The sequence below is a fragment of the Cryobacterium sp. MLB-32 genome (assembly GCF_000738085.1).
In the GTDB taxonomy this organism is placed as follows: Bacteria; Actinomycetota; Actinomycetes; order Actinomycetales; family Microbacteriaceae; genus Cryobacterium.
Genome location: NZ_JPRS01000339.1, coordinates 1 through 3,999 on the forward strand (window position 1 = coordinate 1; position 3,999 = coordinate 3,999).

A 3,999-nucleotide genomic window follows, 5' to 3' on the forward strand; every position below is an offset into this window, starting at 1 on the left:
CCTCCACACCGAACTGCTGTCGCCACATCTCCCGAACGATCTCGCCGGTCAACGGAAACTGCGGGGTGAGTGTGGTGTCCTGCATGAACTGTCCGGTGATGTTGCCGTAGATGCTGCGCGTGTCAGTCGGGAGATCCACAACTGGCGTTGCATACCGAGGAAAATCAGTGCTCGTGGCCTGCTGAGTGAGTTCGAGCTTGCCGTTCTCGGTGTGCAAAAGCGCCAACGCACCGGGATTGCCTCCCGTTGCCCGCAGTTCAGCCGGGTTCTGAAAGATCAACACATAGTTGCGCGGGCCCGAGGATCCGAGCATGGCCGGCACTATCTGCACGGCACGGTTCAACGAGCCCACGCTCTCCGCGGTTTTCGACACCGTGCTCTTCAGCTCGCCGGCAGCGTTTTGTACGACGGAGAGTGCGTCCGTTGCGTCGATCGCTATGGTGTCAGCCTCGGCCGAGGCCAGGGCCGCATTTGCGGCAGCGATCTGCGGTTGAGCGTCAACGAGGGGTTGCAGGTTGATGGCCCCGTCCACGGGTTTGAAATCCGTCGGGTCGATGATCCCGGCAATCTGGGTGAGGGGGCCCACGACGTTGTGACTCACGTCGTCCACGACGGCGGCGACTTGTCGTACAACGGTCAGGTTGCTGCCGAGCACGGGGATGATCTCGAACGCTCGCCAGACCGGGTCGCTGGTCAGCGAGGCGGCGCGCGCTGAGTGCTGTGCGAGCTCCTGCACGGATTTCTCCGACGCGGCGGCATCGCCGGCTAGCACCTGAGTCTGAATCGTGGACGCGAGGGGAATCGCGCTTTCGAGCTCGCCCTTGGCCATCACCCCGCGTACCCCCACCCACGCAACGCTGGCCACGAGAAACACGAAGATACCGAGGGTCACCCACAACACAATCGTGCGCGTCCGCACGCGCTTCGTCGGATCGGGAGCGGCGGAGTGAGAGGAAGCCATTTGAGTATTCAACCAGACGTCGACGTGCAAAAACTCAAGCCGGTCTCCCCGTTACTGGCGGATGGTGTCCGTGTGTTCGCGGTACCACTGCACGGTGGAACGCAGACCGGCTTCGAGGCCGATGCGGGCGGTCCAGCCGGCTTGGGCGAGCTTAGACACGTCGAGGAGCTTCTGCGGGGTGCCGTCCGGCTTGTCGGTGTCCCACTCGGTGGTACCGGTGAACCCCACCACACTGGCAATCGTCTCCGCGATCTCCTTGATCGTCACATCACTCCCGGTGCCCACATTCACCTGCTCGGGGCCGTCATAGTGCTCCATCAGGTGCAGGCAGGCCTCGGCCATGTCGTCCACGTGAAGGAACTCACGGCGCGGGGTACCCGTGCCCCAGTTCGTCACGCTCGCGGCACCAGATTTCGCGGCATCGTCGTAACGACGGATCAACGCGGGCAGCACGTGCGACCCGGCGGGTGAGAAGTTGTCGCCAGGCCCGTAGAGGTTCGTCGGCATCGCTGAGATCCACGGCAACCCGTACTGACGGCGCACGGCCTGAATCTGCAGAATGCCGGCGATCTTCGCAATCGCATACGCATCATTAGTCGGCTCGAGGTGCCCGGTGAGCAGGGAATCCTCCCGAATCGGCTGCGGCGCCAACCGCGGATAGATACAACTCGATCCGAGGAACAACAACCGTTCCACACCGTGCTTCAACGCCGCGTCAAGCACGTTCACCTGAATGCGCAGGTTGTCGCTCAGAAAGTCCACCGGGAACGTGTTGTTCGCGAGGATGCCGCCCACCTTCGCCGCCGCGAGCACAATGTAGCGCGGCTTCGTCTCGGCGAAAAACGCGAATACCGCGTCGCGGTCCTTCAAATCCAGCTCCGCCGATGAGCGACCCACCAGGTCGGTGAACCCCTCGGACTGCAGGCGCCGCCAAATGGCTGAGCCCACAAGGCCGCGGTGTCCGGCCACATAGAACGTTTCGGTGCGGTCGAGCGGCCCGGGCGTGAACTCCACTTGGTCGCGGGAATCGGACGTCTCCGTGGTCACCGTCATCACAGAACCGGCGCCGGGTCTTTGGTGCCCCAGCTCGCGAGCTTGACCTCATCGATCCAGCGACCACCCGCATGACCCAGCGCCGTGATGTCGGCATCAACCATGATGCGTGCCAGCTCCGCCGTGTCAACGGTGGCCTTCCACCCGAGCTTCGCCTCTGCCTTCGATGCGTCACCGACGAGGGCATCCACCTCGGTGGGGCGCAGGTAGCGTTCGTCGAAACGCACGTGCTCCTCCCATTCCAGTCCCGCGTGCTCAAACGCCGTCTGCACAAAGTCCCGCACGGTGAAGTTGCCGCCGGTCGCGAGCACGAAGTCTTCCGGCTCATCGACCTGCAGCATGCGCCACATGCCCTCCACGTACTCCGCCGCGTAACCCCAGTCACGAATCGAATCGAGGTTACCGAGGTACACGTGGTCTTGCTTGCCGGCCTTGATCGCCGCGACAGCGCGGGTGATCTTGCGCGTCACAAACGTCTCGCCACGACGCGGGGACTCGTGGTTGAACAAAATACCGTTCACCGCGAACATGCCGTACGCCTCGCGGTAGTTCTTGGTGATCCAATAGCTGTAGACCTTCGCCGCGCCATAGGGCGAACGCGGGTAAAACGGCGTTTCCTCGTTTTGCGGCGGCGGCGTGGCCCCGAACATCTCCGAGCTCGATGCCTGGTAGAACCGGCAGTGAATCCCGGACATGCGCACGGCCTCGAGCAGCCGGATCGTGCCCATGCCCGTGGTGTCTGCCGTGTGCTCGGGCTCATCGAACGAGACCCGCACGTGCGACTGCGCCGCCAGGTTGTAGACCTCGTCAGGCTTGATCTCCGCCAGAAGAGTCGACAAGCGTGAACCATCGCTCAGGTCGCCGTAGTGCAGGAACAACTTCGCGCCCGTGTCGTGAGGGTCTACGTACAGGTGATCAATACGCGACGTATTGAACGTCGACGCCCGACGAATCAGGCCGTGAACCTCATACCCCTTGCCGAGCAACAGCTCCGCAAGGTAAGAACCATCCTGCCCAGTGATGCCGGTGATGAAAGCGCGCTTGGCCATGAAGCCCCCTACTGTCTGGCTGGAACGGCTCGGCCATGCACGCGGTCATCCGCTGAAGCCAAACCCCTAAGCCATTGAGCATACCTATCTATAGCGGCTTCTTCGCCAAGAACGTCTCTGCGATACGTCAACCCGCTGGCTCCGTAGGCTGCAGCCTCGGTGGGGTGGCTGCCAAGGCGCATCGCCGCATCCACCAAAGACTGAGGATCACCGGCCGGGACAACCTCGCCAGCCCCAGCAGCTCTGATCTCGCTCGCTGTCACACCAGTCATATCTGTGGCGGCCAACACCGGTCGCCCTGCATTGAAATACGATGTGAGCTTGCTCGGCACAGCCATCTCTGACACCCCCGGCTTCTCATTCACCAGCAGGATATCGGCCGCGCTGAGTGCACTCTGAAACTCCGCGTCATCGAGCGAATCGACGAAGTCGAGACAATGTACGTCGTCTCCAAGCTCCTGCAACGCCTCTCTTTGACTCCCGTTCCCCAGGAGAACGAAGCGCAGCGGCAGCTTCTGCTGATCCGCGAGGCGGGCCGCATTCACGACATTCTCAAGCCCCTGCTTCACGCCCATGTTGCCCGCGTGTAACACGACGGTCTCCTCAGCGCTCCATCCGTGGGAACGACGAACAACAGAGGCGTCGGTGGCAGGTGCTTCGCCAAGATGCGTCCAATTCCGCACGATCTCAATCCTCCCCGCGTCGACGCCAAGTTTGGAACTGAGATATTCAGCAAACCTTGAGTGAATGACCACAACTCCAGCCGCAGCCTTCAAAGTCTTCCTCTCGACCCACGTCACGATTCGCGCAACCGCCAGACCACCCATGCCCGTCTCTCTGATTCCCAAGCTGTAAATGTCCTGCAACCAGATATTCACGATTGGTTTGCGGCTGCTGAAACGGATGCGCAGCATTGCCAATGCGCTAGCGAAGAGC

At 62.1% G+C, this 3,999-nt stretch carries 4 protein-coding genes; all 4 read right to left on the minus strand.

All coding sequences use genetic code 11. From position 1 onward, the window contains the following. On the minus strand, positions 1-961 hold a 961-nt coding region (locus JF66_RS18360), incomplete at its 3' end, for a DUF4012 domain-containing protein (RefSeq protein WP_156109913.1). A 51-nt stretch (positions 962-1,012) separates the two neighbouring features. After that, positions 1,013-2,014, minus strand: coding sequence for a GDP-L-fucose synthase (locus JF66_RS18365; protein ID WP_035880278.1), 1,002 nt, complete (start codon positions 2,012-2,014; stop codon positions 1,013-1,015). After that, on the minus strand, positions 2,014-3,063 hold the full coding sequence (gmd, locus tag JF66_RS18370) for a GDP-mannose 4,6-dehydratase (RefSeq protein WP_035880280.1): 1,050 nt from the start codon (positions 3,061-3,063) through the stop codon (positions 2,014-2,016). Before gmd ends, JF66_RS18365 begins: the two co-directional genes overlap by 1 nt. A gap of 8 nt (positions 3,064-3,071) precedes the next feature. Continuing rightward, on the minus strand, positions 3,072-3,999 hold a 928-nt coding region (locus JF66_RS18375), incomplete at its 5' end, for a glycosyltransferase family 4 protein (protein WP_156109914.1).